The following is a 280-nucleotide window of genomic DNA, read 5'->3' on the forward strand; positions in this document are numbered from 1 at the left end:
CGATGGGTCCGCCGTCAGCGTGACGGTGGTGGTGTCGATCGAGTCGGTAATGGTGGTAGTCGCTGGTGCTGGGTTAGTCGCCAGGTTTTCGAAATTACCGCCGGTAGCGTTGGTGATCGTCGTGTTGACGGTCGAACCGTTGTTGTAGACGTCGTTAGCCGGGGTTTCAAACACCACCGAGCCTGCAGATTTACCGGCTTCGATGACGATGGTCTGGCCATTGCTCAGCGTCACGGTGACCGGAGTTTGCGCCGGGTTTGTCAGCGTAGCGGTGTAGGTA

1 protein-coding gene is annotated in these 280 nt (G+C 58.2%); it reads right to left on the reverse strand.

Features of this window, described 5'->3' with window-relative positions; all coding sequences use genetic code 11:
* Positions 1 to 280, reverse strand: a 280-nt coding sequence (locus L8K08_RS30225; RefSeq protein ID WP_242201997.1) for an immunoglobulin-like domain-containing protein, incomplete at both ends; no start/stop codon positions are given.

Origin of the sequence: Pseudomonas sp. TREG-RG-20F-10-E-6-01, assembly GCF_022662455.1 — a bacterium.
GTDB lineage: Bacteria > Pseudomonadota > Gammaproteobacteria > Pseudomonadales > Pseudomonadaceae > Aquipseudomonas.